The sequence below is a fragment of the Pseudorhizobium tarimense genome (assembly GCF_022968135.1).
Lineage (GTDB): Bacteria > Pseudomonadota > Alphaproteobacteria > Rhizobiales > Rhizobiaceae > Neorhizobium > Neorhizobium tarimense.
Window position 1 is genome coordinate 226964 of the sequence record NZ_JALJRA010000006.1, and the last position, 25861, is coordinate 252824.

The following is a 25861-nucleotide window of genomic DNA, read 5'->3' on the forward strand; positions in this document are numbered from 1 at the left end:
CGCCAATGTTCGACCTCGAAAAATTCGAGCAGGAAGTCTCGTTCAACTTCGAAGACACCTTCACCGTCGAGATCATCCACCCTGTCTCTCGCGAGAAGACGGGGCTGGAGATCGAGGTGGCCTCCTACCGATCTGAACGAGTGAAGCGGATCCAGCGCAAGCTGGCGAATGCTGCCATCCGTGAGAACCGCAAGAACCCGAAGAAAATCGGAACCGTGGAAGAGGTTGAAGAGCGCACGAACGAAATCGTCGCGGCTTCCGTCGTCTCTTGGAATATGACCCGGGGCGGCCAGGCTGTTCCCGCCACGCCTGAGGAGGTGATGAAGATCATCTCTGATCCTCGCTACTTCTTCATCGCAGAGCAGGTGGATGCTGCGGCTGACGAGGACGCGAATTTTACGAAGCGGTCGCGGAAGGCCTGATCGCCTACGCGACCGCGTTCTTCCTTCCTCGCCGCAGGAATGATCCGCCACCAGAGGAGCCTGAATTCGGGCTCCATATCTGGGGATGGTTCATCGAACTCCACAACACCCGCCAATCCGGCTTTTCGGCCAATCCCATCACCTACAGCGAGATCGAGAGCTTCTGCCGGTTGTCGGGCGCTATCATCTCGCCGTGGGAGCTTTCCGTCATTCGGAGCATCGACGCTGAGGTGCTTTCGGTCATCAACAAGACCGGCGGGCACAAGCGGGAGGCGGCCACAGAGGCGGACGTGGCGGAATCCAAGCAGCGTATCCGTGCGGCGGCGAAGAACCGGCGCGTGGTGAAGCGCGAAACTACCTGAACTCCTCCTTCGTGCCGTCTTCGTAGAGCACGGAACGGACACAGGTTGTTGTTGAGACCTCGTCATGGTTCAATTTCAGTAGACGTTCAAAGGTATTTGGCCAACGCTTCGTCATCGTCACGGCTGTTCCGCTCGGAATTGCCAAGTCGCGATTGACTGTATCTGCAGCGATATGACCGCCGAGGGCATCTCGGAACTTGAAATCGGCGTCAATCATCCGGATGTCCTTCTTTAGGTTTGATTTTAGTGTCAGTGTAAGTTCAAGCGCCTCGTCTTGATTGCTCCGGATCGACCACTCTTCGATAGATAGAACGTCAGCATCGCAAGCTGCATATGCCTGTCCTCCCGCGAGGCTTAGGCAAAAGAGAAAACCAGCAAACGTACGCATGAATCATCCTCCAGGTTGAAAGCCGGGACGATATGTCGTGACCATAGGAAAGGCAAAGGCATGGCTGAGTTGGCTTCCCTCGGAATCGAGGTACAGGCGAAGAACGTCGATCAGGCATCGTCCAAGCTCGACAAGCTGTCTGGGGCAGCGAAGCGTGCGGAGAGCGCCGTTGAAGGGCTGGGACCTACATCTTCCAAGGCTGGCCAGATGGCTGCTCGGGCAGCGGATGAGGCCGCGACGGCGCTTAATGCAGAGGCGGCGGCTGCAACCAAGGCCGCAGGAGCCATGCGGCTCCACGCTCAGGCCGCCAATCAAAACATGCGAGGAATGAACGCCGCGTCATTAAACGTCGGCAATCTGGCCGCGCAGTTCCAAGACATCGGCGTGTCTGCCGCTATGTCGATGAACCCGCTTCAGATCGCCCTCCAGCAGGGAACGCAGATCAGCGCCGTGCTTGGCCCTATGGGCGCGGCGGGTGCAGTTAAGGCTCTCGGTGGAGCGCTTCTTGCCGTCATCGCTCCAATCTCGCTTTTGACCATTGCTCTCGTCGCGCTCGTCGCTGCTGGGCTCCAGATGGTTGACTGGCCCAAACTGGCTGCCTCAGCCCTCCGAGGTGTAGCATCCGTTCTGGATGAGATTGCGCCGTATGCTGTAGCCGCGGCCGGCGCTCTGGCGCTTCTTTATGCACCCGCCATCATCGGCGGTGTGGTGAGCCTCATTGCCCTTCTAGGGAGACTGTCGGCGGCTGCATTATCTCTGGCGGCGTCTTTCGCGATCGCCAACCCTGCCACGGCCTTCATTATCGGCCTCACCGCAGCTGTCGCCGCCGCCAACATCTTCCGCGAAGAACTGGAGCAGATCTTCGGTTTTGATATCGTCAAGGCTGCAAATGATGGGGTTAACAGTGTCATCGGAGCTTTCGTTGGGGGGTACCAGGCCCTGAAAGCTGTGTGGTCTCAACTTCCAGCCGCCCTCTCTGATGTCGTGTACTCAACGGCGAAAAAAGTCATCGATGGGATCGAGATCATGGTTCAGGCCGCGATCGACGGTTTGAACAATCTCATCAACAAGTATGCCCTCTGGACTGCATCCATCGGTCAGCCTCTAAGCCCAGAGACGTACAACAGTATGATCCTTGGGCCGGTTGAGTTTGGCAATGTCACGAATCCAAACCCCGGTGCGGCATCTGGAGCGATGGGCGCAGCTCAGGATGCCTATAACGCTGCCCAAGGAACCGACTACACCGGACAGGCCTTCGACTACATCGGCCGCGGCGCATCGGCGGCAGCCGACAAGGTCAAGGCGCTTGCCGGATGGATGGAAACCGTTGACGACAAGAAGAAGAAGGGCCGTGGCGGCAAGACCGAAGCCGAGAAATACAGCGATATTGTCGACGGTGCGAACCGCCGGATAGCTTCTCTTGAGGCTGAACGCGCTGCCCTTGGTATGACTGAAGAAGCCGCTGCGGCCCTGCGATATGAAACGAGCTTGTTGAATGAGGCGCAGCAGAAGGGCATCACGCTCACTGAAGCTCAGAAGGGCGAACTCTCTGCTCTCGGCTCTGTCATGGCTTCGATTGAGTTCGCTACGAAGAAGGCGAGAGAAGCGCTTGATTTCGCCAAAGACGTCTCCCGCGGATTTGTGGATGACTTTGTCTCAGGTCTCGCGAACGGCGAAAGCGCATGGAAGAGCTTTGCGAATGCAGCTCTAAACGCTCTCAGCAAAATCGCTGACAAGCTCATGGATTCCGCCTTTGACAGCCTCTTTGGTGGCGGCGGCAGCCTTGGAGGCATCTTCGGCGGCCTGTTCGGCGGTGGTAAAAGCTTCTTCCCATCGGCTCCTGTCGGGCTCTATGCCAGCGGCGGCTACACCGGCAATGGTGCGGCCCATCAGGCAGCGGGCATCGTCCACGGTGGCGAGTTCGTCTTCTCAAAGAAGGCGACCGATCGGATCGGCGTTCGCAACCTAGACGCCATGCACAAGCGGGCGAAGGGTTATGCCAGCGGCGGCCATGTCGCACCGGTTATGCCGGCCAACAACAATGGAGTTGCAAGCGCGACCGGGCAGGCTGAAAGCGTGCATGTGACTGTCGGCGTTGCAGTGGACGATCAAGGCGGGCTGCAGGCTTACGTGAAGAGCGTGACACGCCAGGCTATCAGCCAGTCTGAAGCAAAGCTCCCGGCTCGGATCGCGGATTTGCAGATGAGGAGAAAGGCATAATGGCAGCCATCGACCTGCCATTTGACGAGGTAGTCGAGTGCACCTTCACACTGATGGAGGGCACCGTCTCCTCTGGCTTCAACCGTGGCACCGCCTTCAACATCAGCCAAGTAGCTGATCCTGTCTGGAAGGCTACTGTCGAGACTGCTCCGCTCGACCGGAACGACCGCCAGAAGTGGCATGCTTGGAAGCTATCCCTCAAGGGCGGCTTGAACCGCTTCCGATGCTTCGACATTGGTCAAATGGCTCCGCTTGCATATGAAGGGGCACAGACACCGCAGGAAATCGCCTCTGGATGGGCAGGGACCGCGACGGTGGCCTCGCTTGGCCTGTCGGGGGTGCTGACGCTTGGAAGCGTTCCTGCGGGCTATGTGGCCTCTGCTGGTGATCGGGTGGAGTTGAGCCAAGGCGTCTATACCGCGCTCTATGAGATCCTTGCTCCCGCCACTGCAACATCAGGCGGCGCGCTGGCTCTCACGGTGGCGCCCTTCCTCCATACCTCGACATTCACGACTGCCGCTGTCGCCCGTCTTTGGCGCCCGCGTGCGCTATTCATCATGGATCACTCCACCTGGTCGCATCAGGTGGTGGCGAATCCTACTCCCGCAACCTTCGAAGGGTATCAGGTGCTGAGATGACCGAGATCGATCAGGCCACGGAACTGAAGAACCCGGCTCCAGCGCCGGAGACGGAAGCAGAGCCGCAGCCAGAACCGAAGTACAATCCGGAGTTCAAGAAGGCGGTGGTCGCCGTCGTGCTTGAGATGAAGCGCAAGCGGGTCATCTGATGCTCTCGACCGCAGTCAAGAACCTCTACAACGAGGGCCGCATCTCCACGCGGCAGATGATCTGGCTCCAGTTCGGCTCCGGCATCTATGGATTCATCGCCCGCAATGAGCCACTGATGTGGGAGGGTGTGGAATACAAGCCGTTCGGCCTGATCGAAGTATCGGATCTCGGAAGCGGGACCGGCACCACGGCAGACGGCAGCTTTACCCTTACGCTTGCAGAAAGCCCAGACGATGGCCTGACGCCTGCGGTTCTGGTGCAGATCGAGAACGAGGATTACCGGGACCGGCCTGTGCGAGTTATGGATGCGCATTTTCATCCCGACACAGGCGAGCTAATCCAGGTGGAGACGGTTGCGCGCGGCTATCTCGATGTCGTCGAGCACGCTGTTGACCCGGAGCGTGGCTACGTCCTCGCGGCTCGCTGCGAAGGCCGCCAACTCGACTACAGCCGCAAAAATGGCCGCGTTCGCTCCACCGCCGACCAGCAGCGCCGCGCACCGGGCGACAAGTTCTTCGAGCACGCCGGCAGGGCAGGGCGCGTTGAAGTACTATGGGGCAAGCCTGGAAGTTCAAATGTGCCAAGTGGCAGTAACTACAACGACATCTTTACGAAGTTGATAAGTAATTAACATGACCAGACATCCCGACTGGGAAGAACGCCTCAACGTGGTTGTGGCGAAGCATCAGGCTATGCCCGGTGAATGGGGCGAGTCGGACTGCTGGATCATGGCAATGGACGCCATCGAAGCCGTCACGGGCGAGCGCATCCTGCCGCACCTCCAGAGGTATTCGACCGAGGCGGAGGGCTACAAGCACTTCCGCAAGGCCGGCTACAAGGAGACGGTTGAAGAGGCGCTGGCTGACGCTCTTGGCGAGCCGATCTCGCCGCTCATGGCGCAGCGCGGCGACGTGGGCGTGATCGAGCGGGAGGGTCGCATCTCCTGCGGTGTGTTCACCTCTGCCGGCTTCGCCGTTCGGACCATCTACGGTTACATCGAACGTGATGGCCGCAAGCGTGTCGAAGTCACCACCGGCTACGACCTTCAGTTCTTTTCACCCTCGGCTGTTCTCCGAGCATATCAGGTTCGATAGATGCCCTTTATCTCAACGGCCATCGCGGCAGTCACTGGCGTCATCTTCGGCGCCGGCACGATCGGCGCTGCATTGGCCTCGGCCGCCATCGGTATCGGCCTCAACTTCGTTGTCGGCCGGATACAGGCGAGCCGCGCCAAGAAGGCCGCTAAGAAGAACGCTGGGACTCAGTTCGAGCGAGATTACGGCGAGAACGTCAGTCGAAAGGTCGCATGTGGGTACGTCGGGGTTGCCGGCCACGACGTCTACGTGAACACTTATGGCAATTCGAACAAGTACCTCCAGCAAGTTTACTGCCTGTCCGATTATCCTTGTGACGGCCTCTCGAGAGTGTGGGCTGGTGGCGAAGAGCTGACCCTCTTGCTCATAGACAGCAGCTCCGCTCATCAGTCTTACAGTGTCGCGTCTGGCAAGTATTCCGGCCGGATGCAGTTCACCTTCTACAACGGGACGCAGGCAGGCGCAGATCCAAGCCTGGTCACGTATGCGAACCCCTCCGGACGGTGGACTGCGCAGCACTTTGGAAGCGGGGCTTGTTACCTTGTCGCCTTCGTTACCTATGACCAGGAGGAGATGAACAGCTTCCCGCAATTCTTCTTCGAGATCCGGGGCGCCAGGCTGTACGACCCGCGCAAGGATTTTACGGTCGGCGGCTCCGGTGCACATCGGTGGGGCGACTATTCGACCTATGAGTTCACCGAAAACCCTATCATCATGGATTACAACTATCGACGCGGTTTCTCGTGGAACGGTGATATGTTCTGTGGCATGGGGATGTCGCCGGAAGACCTACCAGTCGACAAGTACGCAACTGCGGCCAACATCTGTGACGAGCTTGTCTCCGGCGAGCGCCGTTATCGTTGCTCCGTCTTGCTAGACTGCGACGTTGACCACGGCGACAACATCGACGGTCTGATGCAGGCCTGCGGCGGAATGGTCATCGACAGTGTTGACGGGTCTTGGCCGCTCATCGGAACCGCGCAGCCGATTGTTGCGACCTTAACAGATGACGACTTGATCGTGGGTGAGAACGTGCGCTTCCAGCGTCGGCGATCCATGGCGGATCTGGTCAACTCAGTTGGCGGCACCTATCCGGAACCCTCTAACATGTGGAGTCCGACAGGCTACGATACGCAGACGAACAGTAGCCAAGTTGCCCTTGACCGGCGCACGCGAGATCTGGCGATCAACTTTCCCACGGTTCCGTCGAAGCGGCAGGCAAACCAGCTTGCGGCGATCTACTACAAGGAAAACCGCTTTGAGGCGACGGCCGATGTCGTGCTGCGACCCTATTTTCAAGACGTCCGCGTGGGTGACTGGGTGCGTTGGAACTCGGAACGCTATGGTGACCGAGCTTACATCGTTCAGAGTCGGTCCATCCGTGCCTTGACTAGCGACGGTCCGCGCAATGTGGCACTCTCGCTGCAGGAGCGAGATAGCTCGATCTATGCTGGCACTGGCGTTTTGCCGCCTGTCGTACCAATCCCAAGCGGCGAGCCTGTATATCTTAACGAGCTTCCAGACTGGACCCCAATTCCTATCCTTGCGCAGGCAGACGATGGTCGCACCATCGCGGCCTTCCGCATGTCGTGGTCACCGTTCGACGACGTGTCGGTCACGGGCATTCAATTCGAGTGGTGGCCAACTGCAGAGCCGAACAACCGGTACACGAAGAACGTCCAGCCGGATGTCACAATCACGATGCTGCAGGAGGGCATCGTCAGCGAGACGGAGTACAGCTTCCGCCACAAGCTCATCGCCAACCGCCCGACGGTATGGTCTCCTGTGAAGAAGGCAACCTCGCTGCCAAGCGGCAATGCGGATCTGGAGGTCTACCTCGACAACCTCAACAAGGAGGTAAAGGAGCAGTTTCAGAAGCTGTTCCAGGGCTTTGACGACGTTCGTCCGATCCTTGAGCGCATCCTGACGGACCAGCAGCTTCAGGGCGCAACGTCGGAGGTCATCCGTCGTGGGCTTACGAAGCAAATAGGTGATGCGAGGGCACGGTTCACGGAAGAGATCTCCGTGGTTGTCAGCAACCTTGCGGCGGCCGTCACGTCGATCACCGAGCTAGATGCTGAGTTCGAGAGCAACAAGGCGACGGTTACGCAAGAACTGGCATCAGTCGCGACCGATCTTGACGCGCTGGCAACCCAAATCACGGACGTTTACGCGGCCATTGATGATGGCTTTGCGCAAGGCCGTGTCGAGTTCCGTGCTGCGGCCAATCAGTCAGGTGTCGACGCTCGGTTCTCGGTAGCTCTTCGAGGGTCTGTTAACGACACCTTCAAGGAGAGTGGTTTCTTCCTTGAGCTCTATACCGTCGGCGGTGTCCAGCACTCGCGCTTTGCCGTAATGGCTGACCAGTTTGTCGTCACCAACGGCAATGTTTCGACGCTTCCTCTAGTTTACGAGGACGGGATACTGAAGCTTCAGAATGTGCAGGTGTCCTGGGCCACCATTCAGAATGCAGTGATCAACAACGCGGTTTTTGGGACAACCAACCTCGACTACAACTCAGTGACCTCAAGCGACAGCTTCAGCGGGAGCGGCAGCCGTGACATCTTGGCTCCTCATGGATGGTTAACCATTGCTACGCGAACCATAAACAATCCTAATCCCACAGCAGTCTTCGCCTACATCGTAGGCAGTTACTCTGGGTTGTTGGGGCCGAATAGTAGCGGGACGTTTGGGATGCGTCTCATCAACGCGACGACCGGCGAAGTGATCTTCATCGACACCTTCTCCTTCTCGACAGGCGGGTCGACAGAAAGCGTGTCGAGATCTGTATCCGCTACAGCAATTGGGAAAGGCGATGTCCGAGGTAACAATGTCTATCACATCCAGACTTACAAACAGCCCGGAGGCATACCCTCCAGCAGCTTCAACGTGAATTTACTCTGGTGGAAGAGATAAGCGCAGACATCTGTTCGTCCAATTAAAGGAATCCCATAAATGGCAACCTCCTACTACTCGACAGGGACCGTGTCCTTGGCGAATGGCAGTGCAGTGGTCACGGGCAACGGCACGCTGTGGCAGTCGGCCTTGATCGAAGGCGGCAACGTCATCGTAGAAGCGGATGGGAACAACGTCCTCCCGATTGCTTCAGTCGATAGCGAGACGCAGATTACTGCCGAACTGAAATGGCGGGGAACAAGCGGAACGTACAGCTACGCCATCCAGCGCGATACGGCTTACCTGAAGACGCTCGACCGAAACAGCCAGGCGGTTTCTTATCTGCTGGACGAGATCCGCAAAGGTACGATCTTCAAGTATGACGCCAGCGGCACACTTGCGGAGCGGGTGTCCTACGATGCACAGCCAAAGGGCTTCAGCTACCTTGTCTTAGAAGGTGATGTTGCACAGCTGTACGTCAAGGGTAGCAACACGTCTGGTGATTGGGATGGGCCGTTTGACTACGGTGTTGGTCCCGTTGGTCCGGCTCCGTCGCTGGGCATTGGCACAGTCACGACGCGAGAGCCGGGGCAGAGTGCGACTGCAGGGGTTAATGGGGGCGGCGGCTCTTATACGCTGGACCTTGGCATCCCCTCTGGCCTCACCGGCATGACTCATCGCGGCATCTATAGCTCGTCCACTGCCTATGTCGAGCGAGACGCCGTTCTTCAGGCTGGTAGCACATGGATAGCGAAGGTTGCCACCACTGGCAATGCTCCCCCCGGTCTGCCGACGACCGAAAACACCTGGTGGCGTCTGGTTGCAGCAAAAGGCACGGACGGGCAGGGCGCGGGTGACATGGTCAAGGCGACCTATGACCCAACCAATAAGCAGGCAGACGCATTCGACGGCGCAAACCATGCCTACAGCAACACGACGTCAAAGCTCCTCGCGACGACCGTGCAGAGCGCGATTGACGAACTTGTGGCAAAGGGCGAGTTGCCGACGCCTTCGCTTGATCTTCTGTTTACCGATACCGAGGCGATCGATCCTTCGTGGTTTACGCGAGCCTCTACCGGCACGTACCTCGATGCGACGGGGAGGCTGCGGACAGCTGCAGTCAATCAGCCGCGGATACATTATGATTTTCTGACCGGCCGATATGGAATACTGGTAGAGGAGGCGAGGACGAACTTGGTCACCTATTCTGGTGATCAGATGAATGATGCATATGCTTTGGCAGGTGGAGCAACTAAGCAAGCAACCTCTGTTACAGCTTCTTACGGAACGGAAACCTTCACGAAAATTGTCGCTCCAGTTGCTTCTAATAGTCCAATTATTCAGCGGTATTTTTCATCGACGGAAATTCCCAACAGCACGGAGTGCTGGTTTACAACATTCATTACCAATGGCGAATATAAAAGGGCACTTGTTCAGCAAAACAACTTCGCAAGTTGGGACACCCGAACCTCCGTTGTGGTGGACACTGTGACTGGAGAGTATTGGGTTACTGGAGCAAACGGCCCTGATGCGGTTGTAGAGTATTGTGGGAACGGCATCTATAGAGTTGCTATACGGGGGGTCACCAACACAGCGGGTGGCACGAGATCGTTTAGCGTCGGCCCTGTCCTAGACGCAATGACAGCGGGCGGCTCTTTTGCCGGGGATGGCGTCTCAGGAATTCTAAACTGGGGATGGGATGTTGAGATTGGTACTTGCCACACATCATACATCCCCACTACTGCGGCAGCTGTATCGCGTGCGGTCGAAACTCCCCTCATCGGGAATGGTGATTGGCTGTCAGCCACGGAAGGTATGATCCTAGTCGAAGGAAGGCAGTTCGGGACTAGTAGTTTAGCACCTCGTGCCTGGCAGCTAAGAAATGGGTCCGATGCATTAGAAGCACAGATAAATGGCGGCGGCGGAGTGGCCACGGCTGGTTCATACGTTGGCGGCTCTTACGAGGTCAACATGTCTCAGCCCTTGGCAAAGGGGATCGCGTTCAAACACGCTTTCGCATGGAAGCTGAATGACTTTGCCTTCTCTTTGAATGGCAGTACAGCCGTTCTAGACACGTCCGGTGCCGTTCCGAATCTAGGCTCGGGGAGCCTCCTATATCTCGGTAGAGATTCTGGCACAGCGCGACTTTTCAACGGCGTAATCTACCGTCTGGCTTACTGCCCTATCCGCGTACCGAACCAGCTACTCCCGCTCATCTCTTCCTAAGGATCACATCATGATCGACCTATGCCTCCGCGCCGGCAATGCCGGTGCGCTCGCCTCTGCATGCCCATTCCTTCGTGGTGAAGACGACGACCTCCGCTGCACGGAAGAGATTGCCGAGATGGTTCCTGAAACCATAATCATCACCCCCGAGACGCCGAAGCGGATCTGGGCATAGGAGTGCCTCTCATGATCGGTTGGCTAGCAGACAAGTACCGCGCTGGACTTATGGGTCCGGGGCACGTTGCAAAACTCGAGCGTTCTGGACCGGGGGACGTGGTTGGGCCTGGTTCCGCCGTCAATGGGCGCATTGCTGTTTTCGACGGAACAACTGGGAAGCTGCTGCGAAATGGTCCCTATAGTGTAGAAAACATCACTGAAGACCTCGCAACAAAGGTTTCCAAATCACAAGTTACAAACTACATGATTGAGATGTTTGCGCAGGCTAACAACGCCAGCTCAGCCCTCACAAAATTAGGTGTATCTTCTTTCATTCAGAACCTTCTGGACGATACGACAGGTGCTGCAGCATGGCTATCCCTTGGGGGCGCAACGTTGCTCAGCGGTCAAGGAGCCGTGAAGTTGCCGAACGGGCTAATGCTGGAATGGGGCTATTCTGACACAGGTAGCGGTGAGTATAGCTTAGTCTTCCATACAGCCTTCCCTTCCGCCTGTATATACTTTGCCCCTGTCCTCAATTTTCCATTGCAGGATACTGTTACGTTGGTGGCTGTATCTTATGCAAATCTTGCCAACACCGGTGCCTACATTCAAAAGCGTTATGTTCAAGGCGGTACTGTTGGTGTTGGATCGATCCCGATCCGCTGGCTTGCGATGGGGTACTGACATGAAGTTCTTTGTAACAGTGGACGCCGAGGGCTTCCCTTCCGGCTTCTATAATGATCAGTTTCACACGGCTGAGCAAATACCCGACGCGGCTATCGAGATCACTCAAGAACAATGGGAAGATCTGAACCTGAATTCCGGTCTTCGAAAGCTTGTTGATGGCAGTGTTGTCGAGGTCGAACCACAGCCACCGCAGGCGCAGCCAACTCTATCACTCACTGCACGACAGCTTCGCCTCGGGCTGGTCACAAATGGCTTCGCCCTTGATCAGGTGGAGGCGGCGATTGCGGTGATAGAGGATCCGCAACAGCGTGCTGTCGCTCAGATTGAATGGGAGTATGCTTCCCAGTTCGAGCGGTCGCACCCGTTGATCGAGCAGGTCGGCGCTGCGCTGGGTCTGACAGTCACGCAGATCGACGCAATGTGGGACGAGGCGCTGACGCTCTAGCGCCTACTGCACCTTCTTATCTCTGACCAGTAGCACCGACTTCAACACCCGCGACACGTGCCTATCGCCATTGCAGATAATGCAGGGCATGCCGGCAGCACCGCAGCCGCAGGCTTTCGGTCCGTTCCACGGCTTGTTCGGGTGGGCCTCGCAGACCCAGCCTGTGTTGTCGCAGGTCTCGCACTCCATCGGCTGAGCATAGCCGAAGTCCGAGGTTCCTGAAACAATTGCCGCGGCCTTAGCTATTCGGCCGCCTGTCGAAGCTCCGGCTGAAAAAGGATTACAATCTCAGCAAATGGCGTGTGCGGCAGGATCTTCTCAGCAACCGCGAACGCTTCGTTCAGTGGGCGAGGGGAGATGGTGGACGCATGGATCATCTTCCCGTTGCGCTGGAAGCTGGGGAAGTCGATCACGCCAACCAGCCTTTGGTCGCGACGCTGTAAACGGACAGTGATCGCGTCGTCGGAAAATGTATCGACGCGTCGGTAGGGGAGGTTGGTGCTCATCTGCGCCCCGCAGCTGCTTCCTGTGCCGTCATAGCACCGCGTCCAAGCTAAATGGTGTGCCGTTAATGCGTGGTTAACCGACTGTTCGAGGGGTAGCGCCCTAGCCACCGACAGCCACCGCCTGAACCCTCTCGACAATCTGGAGAAAGACCATGAACCTGCCCATCACGGCGGAGCAAATCCGCATGGCTGCAAAGAACAAGGGGAGCGAGGCGAACCTTCGTTCCGTCCTGACCTCGCTCGACCGCTATGCCGCCGACGTCGGGCTCGATCGTCTGCATCGCCTGATCCATTACCTGGCACAGCTGATGCACGAGAGCGGATCGTTCAAGTGGGACCAGGAGATCTGGGGCCCGACGCCAGCGCAGGCGCGATACGACACCCGCACTGATCTCGGCAATACGCCGGAGAAGGATGGCGACGGCTACCTCTATCGCGGTCGCGGGCCGATCCAGATCACCGGAAAGGACAATTACCGACAGTTCCGCGACTGGTGCCGTAGCCAAGGCTACGACTGCCCCGATTTCGTTGCTGAGCCGGATGCGGTCAACACCGATCCGTGGGAAGGCCTCGTTCCGATCTTGTATTGGACAAGCCGCGGCCTCAACAAGTGGGCCGACCAGAACGATCCGGAAACCATCTGCCTCAAGATCAACGGCGGCAAGAACGGCCTTGCTGATCGCTTGGACTATTACGGCCGTCTGGCGCTCGTCGTCTGCGGTTATGGGGTGTCGGAGGCGGAGGTTCGCCGCTTCCAGGCCGAGCATGGTCTGGACGTCGACGGCGACGTGGGGCCGAAGACGCGATCGGCGTTGCACAAGCGCCTGGTGGAGCTCGGCGGGTCTGCTTCCGAGTCCGTCCGATCTTCTCCTGTGGTGGAAGAGACGGTCGTGGAGAGGGAAGTGCCGGTTCCAGTGGACCGGCCCGTGGTGACAGAGAAGGTCGAGAAGGAAGTCCGCCAGAAGACCAACTGGTTGTCCTCCGCCTTCGCCACCGTTTTCGGGACTGGCGGGCTTCTATCCTACCTCGCCGGCATGGATCGGGATGCTCTGATCCTGGTGGCGGGTATCGGCGTGGTCGTGATTGCCGCGGTCCTGTTCGGCGGGGAGTGGATCGTGCGGCGCGTGAAGTCCATCCGGAAAGAGTTGGAGGCTTAGATGCTGGCCTTCCTCCTCTCTCCCATTGGAAAAGCTCTGGGCGCAGCTGTGGTGGCCGTGGCCATCGTCTCCGGTTCATTCCTCTACGGAAAGAACGTCGGCCGGCAGGGAGCCGCTGTGGACGCGCTTGAACGCTCTGTCGAAGTCCTCCGAGAAAGGAACGAGATCAATGACGAAGTATCTGCTTCTGATGCTGCCGCTCTGTGCGGTGATTACGGGCTGTCAGACGACGACGAGCGCGAGTGCGTGCGACGGCTGGGAGAAGCTTCGGCCGAGCCTGGAGACGTCGGTGACGATCCTGAAGACGGATCGGCCGTTCGCTGATCAGGTCGCTGCACACAATCGGCAGGGAGTGGGGCAGGGGTGTTGGCAATGAGTAATCCCGGCTATGTCGGGCCCGGCGTGTGGATCCGCATAACGCACCGCTTCGGTCCCCGGATGATGGAGTGGTTCTATGCCGCGCACATGATCCTCGTCGGCTATGTGCTGCTGCTCCCGATGCAGACGTTCAATCAGCCGGCATTTCTGGCCTTCCGTGATCTGGTCCCCTCGGAAGATGTGATGGGCTGGTTCATGCTCATGATCGGGCTTTTCCGGATCGTGGGGCTGGTCGTGAATGGTGCCCGAAAGAACGTCACTCCTCAAATCAGGCAGATTTCAGCAGGGATCGGATGTCTCATCTGGTCAGGCATCACATATGGCTTCGCATCCTCTGATGTCGTGAGCACGTGGCTCGCCATTTATCCGCTCTTTGCGTTTGGCGAACTCGTCAACATCCACCGCGCGGCACACGACCAGGGGGAAATCAGGAATGGAACAACTGGCTAATCTCCCGCCGCCGGCGCTGATCACCTTCGGAGCTGTCCTTGCCGTGATCTTCGCCGTCCGGTATCTCGGCATCCTGTCGGGGCAGAAGGCCACTCCTGCGGCAAGCTCGAACGCTGCACAGGTGGCGGCGGTCATTGTCGACCCCACGGCCCTTAATCGAGCCACAGACGCTCTCCAAGCTCATACTGAGGCGACGAAGCGGCTGACGGATGCTGTCGTCGAGACAGGCCGGCACATGAACACGCTTGGCATCGAGGCTGATCGGATCCGGGAGGAGCTGCGCATCCAGAGAGAGATCAGGCGGGACCGATAACCGCCAATCGGAACCATTTCTCTCTACGAAACCGTTAGCTAGTCAACAAGCACGCAGGATAGCTTCAGGGGGCGCGAGAAATCCTTCTAATGGAAGGTCTTCTTATGCAAATTCTACTCCTTGCCAATTCCTGCGGCGCAGTAGAGGGGGACCACCCGATGACACTTGACTTGGCCGTTTCTCCTGATGATCATGGCATATGGTCGAAGAGGACATCCACATTGTCACCCGCTTATCCGGCATCTCATTGGTGGGATGCCGGGGCGTAGCGCGCGCGACCTGATCAAGCGATATGCCGATACCGGCCTCGCCCTTCCGGACGAGTCTTTTCGGCTAGGCTGGTGCCTCGTCCAATCTTTTCACAGGAATTGAACATGGCACAGAATATATACGACGATCCGAAATTCTTCGCTGGATACAGCCAACTGCCAAGGCAGGTCCACGGGCTGGACGGTGCTCCGGAGTGGAACGCTATCAAGGCTATGCCTGCCGGCATTGGAAGGTAAGCGTGTCGCTGATCTGGGCTGCGGTTTTGGCTGGGTATCCAGATGGATGCGACAGCAAGGCGCGGAGTCCGTAACGGGGTACGATCTATCCGGAAAAATGATCAGTCGCGCTCGTGCCGACACACACGACGACGCGATCGACTATCATATTGCCGATCTCGATACGCTTGAATTGCCAGTGGACGACAGCGTAATGAGCACAAGATGCGTGTCGCCGCGCATCAGTTAATGATTTCGCCTCGTTGGTCTGAGCGCAGTGCGGTCAGTCGTTCTCTCCACAACTGTAGTGCTTCGGGTGTTAATCTGGTCCAATGCGTGATTTCGCCAATGACCTTGAGCGGTGCGCTGCTGCGATATGACCGAGTGGGGTTGCCGGGATATTTCTTGTCAGTCACGTTAGGGTCGTTTTCGAATGCCCCCGTGGGCTCTACGACGTAAACACGCGGGACGGCGTCGCCGTCGGTGAGTTCGGCGGCGATTTCGGCAGCAAGCCCGGCACCGTCCACCAGGGCCGTGAAATAGATATGATTCATCACCACTTCAGGACGATAGTTCGACCGGCGTCCTGCGACCAGGAAGTCCCCGACGCGCAAATCGGCGATTGTGCCATGAAAGAAGGGTCCCTTGTCCGGCGCTTCGGTCATCGTCATTGTCCTTATCGTGTAGGTCCGCTCTTAGTTGGTTAGCTGAGCGGTGCCAATGACCAAAATGGGGTCGAAACAGGTCCTTCATCAACGCGTGGAGGCACGTCTCCTTTTGGCGCTTCTGCGCCATCACGGCACTCGGCCCAATAGCGGACAAGGTCTCTCGCGAAATCCGTCGCAGCCAGCAACGCTACCATACTGTCGACCGCAGGCATTCATAAGAGCCTTCAGTTCTGCTCATTGACTTGGCTCACGCTGTGCCGAGAGCTAACGCGATAGGGTTGGAAGAACATGTAAAGGCCGCTGAGGATTAGAAGACTGAGAGGGGGAAGTGGTGCGTAGACGATTATGACGGGGGGCGGTCCAAGCGCCATAGCGACAAAATTCGCTGCGATGGTGAGTGTAAGTGCAATGCCTAACCATCGATGACTCTGGCGTATCCAGCTTCGCGAGATCATGAGTTCCTCGTGGAGTATCCAACTCGAAAAGTAGCAGATGAGGGCGTCATCGCGCCTGGACGAGCTTCCATCCGTTCCCGAAAGGATCACGAAAGCTTGCATCCACAGAGCCATAACGGGTTACCGGCTCCTGGACGAACTCGACGCCGCGGCTGCTCATCGCCTCGAAGGCTGCCTGACAGTCCTCGACGACGAGAACCAGCGGGGGCATCGCTCCCTTGGCTACCGCTTCCTCTAGTCCTTGCGCGGTAGCCTCATCGACAATGGGTGGCTGGGGGCGGAACAGCCCGAGTTGGAAATCTGGCTGGTCTGGGTGCTGGACAGTAAGCCAACGATAGTCTCCGTTGCGGGCATCCGTGTGCACGCGAAAGCCGAGTTTGTCGACGTAGAAATGCAACGCCTCATCCTGATCATGGACATAAAGCCCGACAACTTGAACCCCGTTTTTCATGAGAACCTCCGTTTCAAGCGTCCTGCCTAGCGCCTTTCGTTGAGCGACGCTTCTCCGAAACTGCCATCTTGAGATGGGGCCGATGAGCAGCGCTCAGGAAGCAATGGGGCACCCACTCAAGTGCATCATCGTGGACCCTAAGCCGACGACGTAGGGCCGTGGGATTCTCTCCCATTATGTCCCGGAATGTACGACCAAAGGTCCCTATGCTGTCCCACCCAACCTGCATCGCAATCTCGATAACAGGCAGCTCCGTATCCCTCAGCAGGGCGGCGGCGCGTTCGACCCGCCGAGTGAGTAGGTAGCGATGCGGAGGAATGCCGAACGCTTCACGGAAACATCGAGCGAAGTGGGCTTCAGACACGCCGCTTACGCTTGCAAGTCGCGAGACCGTCCATGGTTGGTTCGGTTCTGCGTCTATTCGGTCTTTGGCGCGCAGCAGGCGGCGGAGCAATTGAAGGTCCCTGTTCACCGCGTTCTTCCGTCCAATTCTCAGAGATCAGGTCTCCACACTTGATCGCGCAACTCAAGCCCGAGGCCAAGGTCACGTGACGTAGCCTAAAGCGAAAGGTCGCAAGGTCAATGTCCGCGTCTGGCGCGGAGCGGAGGACGCCTCGCGGTTCTGTGGATAGACAGGCTATGACCGAGAACGGCTGATCTGGTCATGCTTTCCGCAGGCCGTGGACGCTCATGTAATCGTCGGGCGAGCTTCCTCGCCAGCCATAGATATTTAGTGACGTAGATGCATTAGCGGATAGCGTCTGCTCGAAGCTATAACTTCAGGCCGCCGGACGATTGCTGAGGGCGGAGGCGCTTTTTGCTGCCCGGCCAATTATAACAATGTGATTCTCGGTGCCGCTCATCTAACGTAGGTTACTTAGGCGGATTGATCACAGGGCATTCCACAGCAATGACATCTGCAAATGAGCAAGCCCCAGGTGGCGCGGAAAATGCTCGGGAGCCGGAGGGCTTTCAGCCTGAGTCGGCGATGGACGCGAACGCGACGGGCGAGCGCTACGACGCGAAGGACCTGCTGGCGGCGATCATTGAATCTTCCAGCGATTCGATCATCAGCAAGACAACGGGCGGGGTGCTCCTTGTGGTCACGGAGATGGGGTGTTCAGGCGAGATGGCAACCAAAAGAGCCGGAGAGGTAACACAGACAAGGAAGTTCAATAGCTTGAGGCTAAGGGGATGTTAAAGGGCCTCCCACTCTTCAGCATAGGCCGAGCCGTCGAGCAGCACCTCAAGCTTTGGGTGCTCGGTCAGCGCGCCTTCCCAGTACCGACGGGCGCAAGTTTCCCACTCTGAACGGGGTGAATCCAGCCAGGAGGCGTCAGCAACATGGATGTTCTCGCTGACCGGAACTTTAACTGCGATGAGCGCACGGTCTTCCCCCTTGAACCATTCTGATGACTCCGCGTCAGCCAAGGATGCGAACATGAAGATTGCCTTCAATCTTGGAGGCCTGTCCGGAAAGTTCTGCTCTCGTACCCGCTCCCATACGGCTTCTTTATCCCCGTCGCGATGGAATAAAGCGTATGGTGTTGTGACGTTTTCCAGCCCCGCGACTTTCGCAGAAGCAGAGGCGCTACGGAACCAGCCTTTTCCGACCTTTACATTGTGAATGAAGAAGTCGGACTTCCTCGTCCCATGGTAGAAGGTATCGGGCATGAAGCACATGTCTGACAAAATGCGGTCTCCTGTTGCAAGGGTGAGATTTTGGGACAAAGCAGAAGGAAAGCGCAATTGCCTCAGAGATCAGCATTTGTCTCACATTCCATCAAGCCGCTGACCCGTCAACCTTTCCAGAATTCCTCCGGGACTCCAACTTCATTCAGCTCCTACCGGGGAGGCAGAACTGGAAGTGACAACTCGTCGGCTTTCGGCCCAAACCAGTCATTCGCTGGTGCGTTCAACAACCCGAGCTGGCCGTTCGGTGAACGTCGGCAGAAGGCTCAGTATCCAAAGCACCACCGCAAATCCACTGAATGCTGCTCCCAGGACCGAGACGCCGGACCATCCGAAATGCGCATAGATTGCCGTGGCCGCGATCGCCCCAATGGCGCTGCCGACCGAATAGAAGACCATGTAGCCTCCGATCACGCGGCCGCTTTTCTGCGGGTGCAGCGCTACGATGACGCTGAGATTGGTGACGTGGACAGCTTGAACCGCGAAGTCCAGCAGTAATACCCCTACCAATAGCACCGCGATCGAGAACGGAAGGAAGGCAATCAGGCCCCAAGAAGCAAGTAGGACTGCCAGAGAAATTCCGGTCGTCCATTGACCGAACCCTCTGTCCGCAAGTCTCCCGGCGCAAGTTGCACCCATTGCGCCCGCCAGCCCAACCAACCCGAACAAACCAATCTGTGTGTGGGAGTAAGATAACGGTGGTGCGCTGAGAGGTAGGACCAACGCCGTCCAGAACGTACTGAAAGAGGCGAAGATCAGAAGCGCCAGGACTCCTCGGAAGAACAAGGTAAGCTCCGCCAGATACATGCCTGGAATAGAGAATAGCGCGAGTATGTATGTCTCGGAGTTCTTTCCCACGGGTTGGCGTGGCAACACCATTAAGAGGATTCCGACCATCGCGACTGTGAGGAGCGCAGATGTCAGATACACCGCTCGCCAGCCCCCTATATCGGCAATCGCCCCGGCGTAGGACCGGGCTACAAGAATGCCAGCTACGATGCCGCTGGTAACCGTACCGACCACGCTGCCGCGTTGAGCCGGAGTGGCCAGTGCCGCAGCATGGGCAACCAGTACCTGCACCAGAACAGCCAATAAGCCGACAGCGCCCATACCAGCCAGCAGCGTCACCTCCGCTCCTGCTGTTGCGACAACAACCAGAGCAGTCGCCAAAAGTAGCCCTTGGACGATGATGAGCTTACGGCGATCGATGATATCGCCAGACGGCACGATGAAGATCAAACCCAGCCCGTAGCCCACCTGCGTCAACGTCACGATCAGGCCGATGGCGGCCGACGGGATACCGATCTCATGCGCCATCAGGTCGAGCAAGGGCTGCGCGTAATAGATATTTGCCACACTCAAACCTGCGGCGGCCGCGACGATCAGCGTTTGGGCTCTCGACAATCCTTGTGCCTGCATTTCGCGCGCAATGTAGGTCAATTTCTCGTGCATCCGTTGCCTCTGGTGATCTCGTTTCAGTGTCCCTTTGAGACCACTTGGCCAATCGAACTTCTAGTTCTAAGATAGAACCAGTTTTACGAGACGGAGATCGATGTCGATGGTGAAGCGCGTCAGCCTCTGGAATGCTGGTTGTCCGGTGGCACGATCACTTGATGCGATCGGAGATTGGTGGTCACTTCTGATCATCCGCGACGCTTTCCATGGAAAGCGTCGCTTTGGTGAGTTTCAGACTGGGCTGGGCATAAGCAAGGGCGTATTGACCGTTCGCCTGCGCGACCTTGTGCAGCGAGGGATTTTTGAAACCGCGCCGGCATCGGACGGCACCACTTACCGCGAGTATCTTCTTACCGCAAAAGGGCGCGGCCTGTTCCCCGTCATCGTCGCACTACGCCAGTGGGGTGAAGATTTCTTGTTCGCCGACGGGGAGAGCCATTCCTTACTTGTGGACCGAGAAAGAGGCGCACCGATCGCGCGGCTTAAGGTCCGATCTGCCGACGGTCGATCGCTCGTCTGGAGCGACACCAAGGTGACAGGCTGATTCTCTTTGAATAGCCCCTCTTCGCCGCGTATGACCACTGATGGCGGAGCTCTGCCATGAAACCTCCTGCCTGCGCATATCTCGCGACTCCAGCCAGGCGACCTGCGATACCTCGGCTCCGCAGGAAACGGGTGGCGTCAAGCGTCCGCGCTTCTGTATCGCTCCGCCTTCAACAATGGAGGCCAACGAATGGGTTTGCTCGAAAACAAAGTAGCTATAGTCACGGGCGCATCTCCACCTCGGCCGGCAGCGCGGCCGGGATCGGTCTTTTGATCGAGATCGTCCGTCAGGACTTCGGGTCAGATGCGGCCAACTCGGTCGCACGACGCCTCGTCATGCCAGCCCACCGTGCAGGCGGGCAAGCACAGTTCTTGGAACGCCCCGTCCCGGCAGCACATCAGTCAGCCGTTGCTCCGCTTCTCGACAAAATGCGGACAGAACTGCAGAAATGCTGGACGTTGGAGCGGATGGCGGCCGAGTGCAACATGAGCCTTCGGACGTTCGTGCGCCGGTTCACCGAAGCGACAGGAGTTCCGCCGGGGGAATGGCTGGTTAACGAGCGCATCGAGGCCGTCAAGCGCCTCCTCGTCTTGCGCCGTCACACTATCGACGAGATCACAACGGCCGTTGGTATGGGGTCAGCGGATACGCTGCGCCATCACTTTCGAAAGCGCACTGGCGTAAGCCCATAGGCATACCAAAATCAATTCAGCGGACCGGATGCAGCCTAGTGGCCAGAGTGCATGGCACAAACCTGAGACCGATTTTGCCGCGAGGCGACGACGGCCTCAGGCCCGAAGCTGCCATTCAGGCCTGTTTGAGGACGTCTGAAATGCGTGGCAAGCTGCCGTAGTAGAACGCTGATGCGACAGGCTACATAGCGGTGCCGAAATTTGTTAAACCATGTTATTGACGGGTCTCGTACTCAAATGCGCGGCGATGAAATCGACAAAGACACGGACCTTCGGTGAAAGATTGCGGCTTGAAGGCCAGACCGCCTTGAACTCGACGGTGCCCGATGCCGCGCCATCGAGAATCCCGACGAGGATGCCCCGCTCCAGTTGTTCGCGCACGGCAAAGACGGGAAGGCAGGCAATGCCCTGATCGGCTTCAGCCATTGCCACCAACGGCTCGATGGCGCTCGCAACGGCGGTGATGGGAAGGTTCGTTGATCGGGCGAGCGGCCACTGCTCCAGTCGCCCAGTCGCGGGATACCGGTGGTGCAAACAGCGATGTCGGGCCAGATCGCTTATCGCGTCAGGGCATCCGTGCGCCGCAAGGTAATTCGGACTTGCGACTAAGCCGTAGCCAAACGCTCCTAAGGTTCGGGTCATCAGGCGTGAGTCCTCTGCCTGTCCAGTGCGGATAACGACATCGAACCCTTCTTCGACGACCTCGACCATCCGGTCGGTGAAGTCGAGGTCGAGCTGCACGTCCGGCCATGCCCGCATGAAGGCCGTCAGCACTGGCATCATCAGCATCCCCACAAGCGGAAGACTGATGCGGAGTTTGCCCTGCGGCGTTGAGCGGGACTGTGACAACTCCGCCTCGGCAGCTTCCACCTCATGTAAGATGCGGCGGCACCGGACCAGCAGCAATTCCCCCTCTGGCGTCAAGGCGACGGAACGGGTGGACCGGTGCAGGAGGCGAACAGCAAGGTTGTGCTCTAGGCGAGCGATGGCCTTCCCTACGGCGGACGCGGACATGCCAAGCTTCTGGGCCGCGACAGTGAAGCTTCGTGCCTCGGCCGCGAGAACAAAAGCATGGAGCGTGTTCAGATTGTCCATCGTCTAGTCCCGATTACGGACAAATTGTCCGGTGTGTTCCGAATATGGGAGCCATTATCGCTCGTACAGTCGTCGTCTACCAGAAGGGATGCCACGAAAGGATTGACGATGACCACCAGTGCAACAAACCTGCCCGTAGACCGCCTCCCGTTGACGAGCCTCCTATCCCTTGCGATGGCAGGGTTCATCACTATCCTGACGGAAGCCCTCCCGGCGGGGGTGCTGTCGCTAATGAGCCTTGACCTTCGCACCTCCGAGGCGCTGATTGGGCAGACCGTCACGGTCTACGCGCTCGGCTCTATGCTTGCGGCGATCCCGCTGACGACCGCTACGCAGGGGTGGAGGCGACGACCTCTGCTACTCCTCGCCATCAGCGGTTTCGCCGTCGCCAACACCATCACCGCGATCACTGACAGCTACGCGGTGCTTCTGGGCGCAAGGTTCATTGCTGGCATCTGCGCCGGTTTGGTCTGGGCGCTTCTAGCTGGCTACGCCGCCCGTATGGTGCCCTCCCACCTTCAGGGTCGGGCGATCGCCGTAGCAATGGTTGGAACCCCTCTGGCATTGGCCTTGGGAATTCCTGCCGGGACGGCTCTTGGCAACCAACTTGGCTGGCGGATCACCTTCGGGTTGATGAGCGTGATGACCATTTTCCTGATCTTGTGGATCGTAGCAAAGCTGCCGGACTTCCCCGGCTCCGTAGCAGAACGGAGGGCATCACTGCGTAGAGTCTTCACCCTACAGGGGGTGCGGACCGTTCTGTTCATGACACTTGCCTTCGTCCTCGCGCACAACGTCTTCTACACCTACATCGCGCCCTTCCTTCATGCGGGTGGCATGGGCGAGCGTATCGATCCCGTGCTGCTGACCTTCGGAGCCGCCTCCTTGCTCGGCATCTGGGGCGTGGGGGCGCTCATTGATGGTCACCTGCGAGTGCTGATCCTCACAAGCTTCCTGATGTTTACAATTTCGGCGATCGGCTACGGGATCTGGCCCGATGCACCCACAAGCATCTTTGCCAGCACCATCGTCTGGGGCCTATCGTTTGGCGGCTCCGCCACGCTGTTTCAAACCGCATCCGCCAAAGCTGCGGGTGAGAGTGCTGATGTGGCCCAATCCATGATCGTCACCGTCTGGAACATCGGCATCGCAGGCGGCGGGATCATCGGGGGGCTGGTGCTGAATCACTGGGGTGTGACGATCCTGCCCTGGACCTTGGTGTTCATGCTTTCCGCAGGTTTCGCAGTTGCATTGCGCAAGTGAAGTTTGCGGGGCAGGACGAGTAGAAGTACCATTAGAGCCGTAGGCCGGATTCAAGGCTCTAGAAAGCTGCTTTCGATGAGATGTTTGACGGCTGAGACTGTGCCGAAACAGGTCGTTGATCAACGCGTGGTGGCAAGTCTCCCCTTAGCGCAAAGCCGCCGGGGGTAACTGCCGCAACACACCGGAAAGTTAGGTTGCGACAGAAAGGAATTCGCTTCCTCCACTGGAGGCAGACTGCAGCAGCCGCTTGCAAGGGTCCCTACCAGGTCTTGGACAGCTCGAGCAATGCAGGTGGTCTTGTGGCAGACATTTTACCGGGACCAATCACCTGGTACCGCATGACGTATCAATGTGGCCCGTCTGACGGTCGGATGCCATCATTTCGTTGCGGGGCCCGAGCTATTCACCACCGCAGGCGACGACGACGAGTTGCAATCGGTTTGGTAACAACGTCACCTGCACCAGCTACTGATCTATCTGTCGCGAGGAGAGGGGGCTCGCAATTAGCCAGCTCCTTGGAACAATGCGGAAACGAGAGCGGCTACCAGCTTCACTAAGTCGCTGCATAACCGCGCTTATCTCAGGCCCTCCGCGACTACCAACAGTCGCGAGGCAGGTGGGCCTAGCGCCGCCACCTGCTTTGCACCTGACGTCAGCGGCGCTCAGGCACCCAGATCCTGCGTCCGTCGCGCATCATCCAGCGGCCGTCACGATCGCCGTCATTGCGGGAGCTGGTCTCCCGATCCCGATCGTCGCCCCGGTGTCTGCCGTCGTCATCACCGCGACGCCCATCCCACCTGTCATTTCTGTCGCGTCTGTCATCGCCGCTGCGAACCTCACGGCGGTCATCGCGATCCCGCCGGTCATGGTCCCACCGACGGTAGCTGTCACTCCTGTCGGAGCGGTCATAACGTGGCCCGGAGCTGTAGGCGACGGAGGATCCTCCTTCGCTAACGCAGCCCGCCGTCATGAGGCAGGCCAATCCAAGAGCGGTCGCGGTAAACATTCCATTCTTCATGATGAGCTCTCCTTGATGCGGAGGGAGATGGGACTCCGCGGCCGGATGGCAAGAAGTGGAGAGCTTAGGGTAACCTGCATCAGGAAGTTCAACGGGTTGAGGCTAACGGGGCTTAAAGAGGAATGGTTGGCCCTGGTCGGCTCCAGAAGCCTTTCTGGACTTCCTCCGGCGCCCCGAATTCCGTTGTGCGATCGGACTAATGTTGGATCGTTTCTCAGGGTTTTCTACAGCTGCGGTGTGCAGGAAAGACAAGCGAAATCAACCTACCGCAAGAATTTTAAGTCCCTTCGGTAGCTCAAAGATCCGAGTCGTACTGGTAGATATTCAGCCTCTCCGCGACGAGCCTGCCGGGCATTGTGCCGGTTCACGAAGGTGCCAAGGAAGATGCTAGGGCTCTTCCACCCGCCGCTCGTCCGAGGGTAGATTGGGCAAGGCCGCGGTGCGCTATCCACAGCTGTTGATTTCGGTGGACATCGTTTTACAATTCGATGTTGACACGCCGGACACCTTCGGGCTTTTTCGGGCCTCATTTTACAGGCCGCTTCTGCCCATCCGACTGATTACCCATCACATGCGATGGGATTTGTAATCAGGGGGTCCCGGGTTCGAACCCTGGCGGGGGCACCATTAGCCTGTTCACTCATATGAAATTGTGGTTGCTGCATTCGTCAACCCAGGTTGGTGTGTTGGAAGCTGTGTTTTGCAACCCTCCCGGTTCAGCAGGCATACCGCGCGATTTCCATCCAATTACGCAAACAGCGCGAATTTCGCCGACAGAGCCCTGTTGGATGGTCGGTGGCGGGTAACTACGTCCGATTGAATGCAGATACTCGATTATCTCGTGCTTCAGATGGTCATGTTCCCCGTAGCGTGCCCAGATCGGATCAAGCTCGGGCTCAACCTCCTGGTAGGTTTCTTCTGAGAGATCAGCGTCACCCACCACATCACGGTCAGCGCCGCCGGCCCTGATGTCGCAGCCTGTGGCAATGACCTCTGCCACGAATTCCGGACTGTCATCGACGTCCATCCGCTTGAAGCCAATGCTCCTGCGATGGCGCTGTGGATGAAAGAAAACGCGAAGCTGAGCACGTCTATGCCCCATTTTTTGTGGCTCACCATCGACACGAGTGTCTGAGTTGCCGTTCCTCTATGACCACGGCCGTGCGCCATGACGCGAACCGCGTCTCGGACGTGGCCTGATTGAATGCGTGGTGAGTGCCGAACAGCGCCATGGTAACCCAGCCGAGTAGTTTAGCATGAGCATGGCGCCGATGACGTTATGATTTCCCGAAATTGCCATCTGCAATTCATCGCGAGGCCGATGATCAAGAAGATGATCGCGGTCTTGAAGAACATCTGAGCAAGTCGTGGCATGAAAAGGTCCTCCCTAAAACTCATCCCCTCGGCGAGCGATACAATCTATTCCTGCCGCACCGAAATAATGGCACGTCGCGACCACAATAAACTGCGAGGAAGTGTGGATCGTAGGCTCCTCCTACCATCGGTTGTGCGGAAACTGATTTGTTCTCGGATCGTCCCGATGCAATGCTGGA

At 58.0% G+C, this 25861-nt stretch carries 31 protein-coding genes and 1 pseudogene; 21 read left to right on the forward strand and 11 right to left on the reverse strand.

What is annotated here, in order from left to right; genetic code table 11:
* Positions 1–5: 5 nt before the first annotated feature.
* Positions 6–422, forward strand: a complete 417-nt coding sequence (locus tag MUU54_RS09250) for a hypothetical protein (protein ID WP_247243741.1) — start codon at positions 6–8, stop codon at positions 420–422.
* Positions 422–784, forward strand: coding sequence for a phage tail assembly chaperone (locus tag MUU54_RS25190; protein ID WP_435532479.1), 363 nt, complete (start codon positions 422–424; stop codon positions 782–784). The genes MUU54_RS09250 and MUU54_RS25190 overlap by 1 nt, the downstream gene beginning before the upstream one ends.
* On the opposite strand, the gene MUU54_RS09260 is transcribed toward MUU54_RS25190, so the two are convergent.
* The gene (locus MUU54_RS09260) at positions 777–1172 is read right to left on the reverse strand and encodes a hypothetical protein (RefSeq protein WP_247243743.1); all 396 of its coding nucleotides are present in this window, start codon (positions 1170–1172) and stop codon (positions 777–779) included. The genes MUU54_RS25190 and MUU54_RS09260 overlap by 8 nt on opposite strands.
* Positions 1173–1232: 60 nt before the next feature.
* Between MUU54_RS09260 and MUU54_RS09265 the strand changes: the two genes are divergently transcribed.
* The 10 genes from MUU54_RS09265 to MUU54_RS09310 all read left to right on the forward strand — a co-directional run bounded on the left by MUU54_RS09265 (position 1233) and on the right by MUU54_RS09310 (position 11686).
* Complete coding sequence (locus tag MUU54_RS09265) at positions 1233–3392, forward strand: phage tail length tape measure family protein (RefSeq protein WP_247243744.1); 2160 nt, start codon at positions 1233–1235, stop codon at positions 3390–3392.
* Positions 3392–4030 (forward strand): hypothetical protein, encoded by a 639-nt coding sequence (locus MUU54_RS09270; RefSeq protein WP_247243745.1) that lies wholly within the window; start codon positions 3392–3394, stop codon positions 4028–4030. Before MUU54_RS09265 ends, MUU54_RS09270 begins: the two co-directional genes overlap by 1 nt.
* Positions 4027–4179, forward strand: a complete 153-nt coding sequence (locus MUU54_RS09275) for a hypothetical protein (protein ID WP_247243746.1) — start codon at positions 4027–4029, stop codon at positions 4177–4179. The genes MUU54_RS09270 and MUU54_RS09275 overlap by 4 nt, the downstream gene beginning before the upstream one ends.
* Positions 4179–4811, forward strand: a complete 633-nt coding sequence (locus tag MUU54_RS09280; RefSeq protein ID WP_247243747.1) for a DUF2163 domain-containing protein — start codon at positions 4179–4181, stop codon at positions 4809–4811. The genes MUU54_RS09275 and MUU54_RS09280 overlap by 1 nt, the downstream gene beginning before the upstream one ends.
* Position 4812: 1 nt before the next feature.
* The gene (locus tag MUU54_RS09285) at positions 4813–5274 is read left to right on the forward strand and encodes a DUF6950 family protein (protein ID WP_247243748.1); all 462 of its coding nucleotides are present in this window, start codon (positions 4813–4815) and stop codon (positions 5272–5274) included.
* A gap of 72 nt (positions 5275–5346) precedes the next feature.
* The gene (locus tag MUU54_RS09290) at positions 5347–8190 is read left to right on the forward strand and encodes a phage tail protein (protein ID WP_247243749.1); all 2844 of its coding nucleotides are present in this window, start codon (positions 5347–5349) and stop codon (positions 8188–8190) included.
* Between the two features lie 39 nt (positions 8191–8229).
* Positions 8230–10395: a phage head spike fiber domain-containing protein gene (locus MUU54_RS09295; RefSeq protein ID WP_247243750.1), complete on the forward strand. Its 2166-nt coding sequence runs from the start codon at positions 8230–8232 to the stop codon at positions 10393–10395.
* 10 nt (positions 10396–10405) lie between these two features.
* On the forward strand, positions 10406–10570 hold the full coding sequence (locus MUU54_RS09300; protein ID WP_247243751.1) for a hypothetical protein: 165 nt from the start codon (positions 10406–10408) through the stop codon (positions 10568–10570).
* Between the two features lie 11 nt (positions 10571–10581).
* Positions 10582–11238: a gp53-like domain-containing protein gene (locus tag MUU54_RS09305; protein WP_247243752.1), complete on the forward strand. Its 657-nt coding sequence runs from the start codon at positions 10582–10584 to the stop codon at positions 11236–11238.
* A 1-nt stretch (position 11239) separates the two neighbouring features.
* The gene (locus tag MUU54_RS09310; RefSeq protein ID WP_247243753.1) at positions 11240–11686 is read left to right on the forward strand and encodes a hypothetical protein; all 447 of its coding nucleotides are present in this window, start codon (positions 11240–11242) and stop codon (positions 11684–11686) included.
* A 242-nt stretch (positions 11687–11928) separates the two neighbouring features.
* Here MUU54_RS09310 and MUU54_RS09315 read toward each other — a convergent pair whose 3' ends face one another.
* Positions 11929–12192: a hypothetical protein gene (locus tag MUU54_RS09315; RefSeq protein ID WP_247243754.1), complete on the reverse strand. Its 264-nt coding sequence runs from the start codon at positions 12190–12192 to the stop codon at positions 11929–11931.
* 152 nt (positions 12193–12344) lie between these two features.
* On the opposite strand from MUU54_RS09315, the gene MUU54_RS09320 reads away from it, so the two are divergent.
* The 5 genes and pseudogenes from MUU54_RS09320 to MUU54_RS09340 all read left to right on the forward strand — a co-directional run.
* Positions 12345–13349, forward strand: coding sequence for a glycoside hydrolase family 19 protein (locus MUU54_RS09320; protein ID WP_247243755.1), 1005 nt, complete (start codon positions 12345–12347; stop codon positions 13347–13349).
* Positions 13350–13673, forward strand: coding sequence for a hypothetical protein (locus tag MUU54_RS09325; protein WP_247243756.1), 324 nt, complete (start codon positions 13350–13352; stop codon positions 13671–13673). It abuts the gene before it with no gap.
* Positions 13674–13721: 48 nt separating this feature from the next.
* A complete protein-coding gene (locus MUU54_RS09330; protein ID WP_247243757.1) occupies positions 13722–14177 on the forward strand; it encodes a hypothetical protein in 456 nt (151 codons plus the stop codon).
* Positions 14161–14490, forward strand: a complete 330-nt coding sequence (locus MUU54_RS09335; RefSeq protein WP_247243758.1) for a hypothetical protein — start codon at positions 14161–14163, stop codon at positions 14488–14490. Before MUU54_RS09330 ends, MUU54_RS09335 begins: the two co-directional genes overlap by 17 nt.
* A 374-nt stretch (positions 14491–14864) precedes the next feature.
* Positions 14865–15174: pseudogene (locus MUU54_RS09340) on the forward strand (class I SAM-dependent methyltransferase); the annotation flags it as partial.
* A 43-nt stretch (positions 15175–15217) separates the two neighbouring features.
* Here MUU54_RS09340 and arr read toward each other — a convergent pair.
* The 4 genes from arr to MUU54_RS09360 all read right to left on the reverse strand — a co-directional run bounded on the left by arr (position 15218) and on the right by MUU54_RS09360 (position 17021).
* Positions 15218–15646 carry an NAD(+)--rifampin ADP-ribosyltransferase gene (gene arr / locus MUU54_RS09345; protein WP_247243759.1) on the reverse strand — a complete coding sequence of 143 codons (429 nt, stop codon included), beginning with the start codon at positions 15644–15646 and terminating at the stop codon, positions 15218–15220.
* A 221-nt stretch (positions 15647–15867) separates the two neighbouring features.
* Positions 15868–16098: a hypothetical protein gene (locus MUU54_RS09350; RefSeq protein WP_247243760.1), complete on the reverse strand. Its 231-nt coding sequence runs from the start codon at positions 16096–16098 to the stop codon at positions 15868–15870.
* Positions 16099–16144: 46 nt separating this feature from the next.
* A complete protein-coding gene (locus tag MUU54_RS09355) occupies positions 16145–16549 on the reverse strand; it encodes a VOC family protein (RefSeq protein WP_247243761.1) in 405 nt (134 codons plus the stop codon).
* A gap of 13 nt (positions 16550–16562) precedes the next feature.
* A complete protein-coding gene (locus MUU54_RS09360) occupies positions 16563–17021 on the reverse strand; it encodes a helix-turn-helix transcriptional regulator (RefSeq protein ID WP_312038817.1) in 459 nt (152 codons plus the stop codon).
* 438 nt (positions 17022–17459) lie between these two features.
* Between MUU54_RS09360 and MUU54_RS09365 the strand changes: the two genes are divergently transcribed.
* Positions 17460–17750, forward strand: coding sequence for a hypothetical protein (locus MUU54_RS09365; RefSeq protein ID WP_247243762.1), 291 nt, complete (start codon positions 17460–17462; stop codon positions 17748–17750).
* Here MUU54_RS09365 and MUU54_RS09370 read toward each other — a convergent pair.
* Complete coding sequence (locus MUU54_RS09370; RefSeq protein WP_494338235.1) at positions 17747–18232, reverse strand: DUF2441 domain-containing protein; 486 nt, start codon at positions 18230–18232, stop codon at positions 17747–17749. The two genes, MUU54_RS09365 and MUU54_RS09370, sit on opposite strands and share 4 nt — an antisense overlap.
* Before the next feature lie 216 nt (positions 18233–18448).
* Complete coding sequence (locus tag MUU54_RS09375) at positions 18449–19693, reverse strand: MFS transporter (protein ID WP_247243764.1); 1245 nt, start codon at positions 19691–19693, stop codon at positions 18449–18451.
* A gap of 106 nt (positions 19694–19799) precedes the next feature.
* Here MUU54_RS09375 and MUU54_RS09380 point away from each other — a divergent pair, with 106 nt between their 5' ends.
* A complete protein-coding gene (locus MUU54_RS09380; protein WP_247243765.1) occupies positions 19800–20240 on the forward strand; it encodes a winged helix-turn-helix transcriptional regulator in 441 nt (146 codons plus the stop codon).
* A gap of 269 nt (positions 20241–20509) precedes the next feature.
* Positions 20510–20932 (forward strand): helix-turn-helix domain-containing protein, encoded by a 423-nt coding sequence (locus MUU54_RS09385; RefSeq protein WP_312038818.1) that lies wholly within the window; start codon positions 20510–20512, stop codon positions 20930–20932.
* 204 nt (positions 20933–21136) lie between these two features.
* Here MUU54_RS09385 and MUU54_RS09390 read toward each other — a convergent pair whose 3' ends face one another.
* Entirely contained in the window at positions 21137–22027 is an 891-nt protein-coding gene (locus tag MUU54_RS09390; protein WP_247243766.1) for a LysR family transcriptional regulator, read from the reverse strand.
* Between the two features lie 108 nt (positions 22028–22135).
* Between MUU54_RS09390 and MUU54_RS09395 the strand changes: the two genes are divergently transcribed.
* On the forward strand, positions 22136–23290 hold the full coding sequence (locus tag MUU54_RS09395; RefSeq protein ID WP_247243767.1) for an MFS transporter: 1155 nt from the start codon (positions 22136–22138) through the stop codon (positions 23288–23290).
* Positions 23291–23983: 693 nt separating this feature from the next.
* On the opposite strand, the gene MUU54_RS09400 is transcribed toward MUU54_RS09395, so the two are convergent.
* The gene (locus MUU54_RS09400) at positions 23984–24157 is read right to left on the reverse strand and encodes a hypothetical protein (RefSeq protein WP_247243768.1); all 174 of its coding nucleotides are present in this window, start codon (positions 24155–24157) and stop codon (positions 23984–23986) included.
* Positions 24158–24948: 791 nt separating this feature from the next.
* Complete coding sequence (locus tag MUU54_RS09405; RefSeq protein ID WP_247243769.1) at positions 24949–25335, reverse strand: Y4lK-related protein; 387 nt, start codon at positions 25333–25335, stop codon at positions 24949–24951.
* Between the last annotated feature and the right edge of the window lie 526 nt (positions 25336–25861).

What these genes read in the sequence shown, in the direction of transcription:
- MUU54_RS09250 (WP_247243741.1), top strand. Translation starts at nt 6, where the DNA reads ATGTTCGACCTCGAAAAATTCGAGCAGGAAGTCTCGTTCAACTTCGAA.
- MUU54_RS09260 (WP_247243743.1), bottom strand. Translation starts at nt 1,172, where the DNA reads ATGCGTACGTTTGCTGGTTTTCTCTTTTGCCTAAGCCTCGCGGGAGGA.
- MUU54_RS09265 (WP_247243744.1), top strand. Translation starts at nt 1,233, where the DNA reads ATGGCTGAGTTGGCTTCCCTCGGAATCGAGGTACAGGCGAAGAACGTC.
- MUU54_RS09270 (WP_247243745.1), top strand. Translation starts at nt 3,392, where the DNA reads ATGGCAGCCATCGACCTGCCATTTGACGAGGTAGTCGAGTGCACCTTC.
- MUU54_RS09275 (WP_247243746.1), top strand. Translation starts at nt 4,027, where the DNA reads ATGACCGAGATCGATCAGGCCACGGAACTGAAGAACCCGGCTCCAGCG.
- MUU54_RS09280 (WP_247243747.1), top strand. Translation starts at nt 4,179, where the DNA reads ATGCTCTCGACCGCAGTCAAGAACCTCTACAACGAGGGCCGCATCTCC.
- MUU54_RS09285 (WP_247243748.1), top strand. Translation starts at nt 4,813, where the DNA reads ATGACCAGACATCCCGACTGGGAAGAACGCCTCAACGTGGTTGTGGCG.
- MUU54_RS09295 (WP_247243750.1), top strand. Translation starts at nt 8,230, where the DNA reads ATGGCAACCTCCTACTACTCGACAGGGACCGTGTCCTTGGCGAATGGC.
- MUU54_RS09300 (WP_247243751.1), top strand. Translation starts at nt 10,406, where the DNA reads ATGATCGACCTATGCCTCCGCGCCGGCAATGCCGGTGCGCTCGCCTCT.
- MUU54_RS09305 (WP_247243752.1), top strand. Translation starts at nt 10,582, where the DNA reads ATGATCGGTTGGCTAGCAGACAAGTACCGCGCTGGACTTATGGGTCCG.
- MUU54_RS09310 (WP_247243753.1), top strand. Translation starts at nt 11,240, where the DNA reads ATGAAGTTCTTTGTAACAGTGGACGCCGAGGGCTTCCCTTCCGGCTTC.
- MUU54_RS09315 (WP_247243754.1), bottom strand. Translation starts at nt 12,192, where the DNA reads ATGAGCACCAACCTCCCCTACCGACGCGTCGATACATTTTCCGACGAC.
- MUU54_RS09320 (WP_247243755.1), top strand. Translation starts at nt 12,345, where the DNA reads ATGAACCTGCCCATCACGGCGGAGCAAATCCGCATGGCTGCAAAGAAC.
- MUU54_RS09325 (WP_247243756.1), top strand. Translation starts at nt 13,350, where the DNA reads ATGCTGGCCTTCCTCCTCTCTCCCATTGGAAAAGCTCTGGGCGCAGCT.
- MUU54_RS09330 (WP_247243757.1), top strand. Translation starts at nt 13,722, where the DNA reads ATGAGTAATCCCGGCTATGTCGGGCCCGGCGTGTGGATCCGCATAACG.
- MUU54_RS09335 (WP_247243758.1), top strand. Translation starts at nt 14,161, where the DNA reads ATGGAACAACTGGCTAATCTCCCGCCGCCGGCGCTGATCACCTTCGGA.
- arr (WP_247243759.1), bottom strand. Translation starts at nt 15,646, where the DNA reads ATGACGATGACCGAAGCGCCGGACAAGGGACCCTTCTTTCATGGCACA.
- MUU54_RS09350 (WP_247243760.1), bottom strand. Translation starts at nt 16,098, where the DNA reads ATGATCTCGCGAAGCTGGATACGCCAGAGTCATCGATGGTTAGGCATT.
- MUU54_RS09355 (WP_247243761.1), bottom strand. Translation starts at nt 16,549, where the DNA reads ATGAAAAACGGGGTTCAAGTTGTCGGGCTTTATGTCCATGATCAGGAT.
- MUU54_RS09365 (WP_247243762.1), top strand. Translation starts at nt 17,460, where the DNA reads ATGACATCTGCAAATGAGCAAGCCCCAGGTGGCGCGGAAAATGCTCGG.
- MUU54_RS09370 (WP_494338235.1), bottom strand. Translation starts at nt 18,232, where the DNA reads ATGTGCTTCATGCCCGATACCTTCTACCATGGGACGAGGAAGTCCGAC.
- MUU54_RS09375 (WP_247243764.1), bottom strand. Translation starts at nt 19,693, where the DNA reads ATGCACGAGAAATTGACCTACATTGCGCGCGAAATGCAGGCACAAGGA.
- MUU54_RS09380 (WP_247243765.1), top strand. Translation starts at nt 19,800, where the DNA reads ATGGTGAAGCGCGTCAGCCTCTGGAATGCTGGTTGTCCGGTGGCACGA.
- MUU54_RS09390 (WP_247243766.1), bottom strand. Translation starts at nt 22,027, where the DNA reads ATGGACAATCTGAACACGCTCCATGCTTTTGTTCTCGCGGCCGAGGCA.
- MUU54_RS09395 (WP_247243767.1), top strand. Translation starts at nt 22,136, where the DNA reads ATGACCACCAGTGCAACAAACCTGCCCGTAGACCGCCTCCCGTTGACG.
- MUU54_RS09400 (WP_247243768.1), bottom strand. Translation starts at nt 24,157, where the DNA reads ATGACCGGCGGGATCGCGATGACCGCCGTGAGGTTCGCAGCGGCGATG.
- MUU54_RS09405 (WP_247243769.1), bottom strand. Translation starts at nt 25,335, where the DNA reads ATGGACGTCGATGACAGTCCGGAATTCGTGGCAGAGGTCATTGCCACA.